The sequence below is a fragment of the Xenorhabdus sp. IM139775 genome, from assembly GCF_028598745.1.
GTDB lineage: Bacteria > Pseudomonadota > Gammaproteobacteria > Enterobacterales > Enterobacteriaceae > Xenorhabdus.
Genome location: NZ_JAQRFK010000184.1, coordinates 1 through 1,475 on the forward strand (window position 1 = coordinate 1; position 1,475 = coordinate 1,475).

The window sequence follows — 1,475 nt, forward strand, 5'->3', positions numbered from 1 at the left end:
TAGTCATTACTTTTATCCTTATTGAGTTAAAATCATATTTAATTAATACAACTCTTATTTAAAGAGTTGTATTAATATAAATTAGAAATTAATGAGAATCTAATGAAACTGTATCAAGAAATCCTTGCCAATTCTGTGAATATTTTTCTTTATTAACAATATAATAAATATACACGGGTGTTGGATTTCCTTCATCGTCTACACCAAAATTTTCCAGAAATGAAGATCCAATAGGAATTTTAATAGGTTTTGTATCTTTTACTTGTACTGAAGTTATTAATGTTATTTTAGGACTTGGATTTCCTGTATCTGAATCATAACTAATTATTTCTAACATACAGTCAATAATATCTCCAACCCCCGCTTCATTCTTACCACCAACAGGAATAACACAAGTTATTCCTGTTCCAAGAGAATTCACACCAAAAATAAAAAATTCATCAACGAGTTTATTTGAATAATTCAGAATTGTAGGTAATTGAAAGTTCCCTTTTGGCGGCAAATAACTAGTTGAGTCCCCACCCACTGTAAAAATTAAATTTTTTGATCTAGAAATATCCCCTCCAATGGTAAGGATATAATAGTATAGCATATTGTATTGATATGGAGTAAAAATCTTATAAGGAACTTTGAAAGGATTATCTCTAATATTTCTATTACCGTACCTATCAGATGAACATAATATAGGAGTTTCATCATTTATATCACTCATAACGTATACTAAATCATTCATACTAAGTACTGTAGATTTAGGTATGATAACATCAAAAGTGGGATTTTTATTAGTTCCTGCAGGAGGAACTTCACTTCCATTTATACTTGAAATTATAGGGGCTTCCAGACTATTAGATGGAATGACAGGTTGTGTGATAAATAAGGCATTTTCTTGTAATGAACTTGTAATATCATCCATAATATTAGAAATAGCTACTTTAGTTATATAACCACTTGCTAGTTTTCTTGCATAAAATTTAAGATTTACATCTCCATTATTATCAGTGTTAACATAGTACACATTATCATTAAAAGGGTAAATTTCCATACCATCATCATATAAACGAGTATAGTCTATACCTTCTACCTTCAATGGAATCTGACAATTTTTTATGGCAGTTCCATTCTTAAACCTTGGATATATCGATATATTTAAACTATATGTCTTTTCATAATGCTGAGACTCTGATATTTCTTATTCCTTTCAACGTCTTTTTTTCTGACGCCGCTTTTAAAAAAATGTCCACATTTTTAATCAGTTGCCACATAAATTGGCAACCATGATTACGGGTCACCGTTTCATGTAACGATTGCCATAACCGCTCTATTTTGTTCAACCAGGGCGAATAAACCGGAAGGAATAAAAGTGTCACGTCTGGATTCTGTTGTAGCCACTCTCTGACCGACTTGCTTTTATGGATAACATAGTTATCTAAAATCACGGTGAGCGTTTCTGCATGACGATATTGGCGTTTTAATTC

Annotated in this window: 2 protein-coding genes; both read right to left on the minus strand. The window is 31.0% G+C overall.

Annotated elements, in window-relative coordinates; translation table 11 throughout:
• Positions 1-88: 88 nt before the first annotated feature.
• A complete protein-coding gene (locus tag PSI17_RS16830) occupies positions 89-1,042 on the minus strand; it encodes a hypothetical protein (protein ID WP_273553053.1) in 954 nt (317 codons plus the stop codon).
• 121 nt (positions 1,043-1,163) lie between these two features.
• Positions 1,164-1,475: transposase (locus PSI17_RS16835; protein ID WP_273553054.1), on the minus strand; the 312-nt coding region annotated here is incomplete at its 5' end.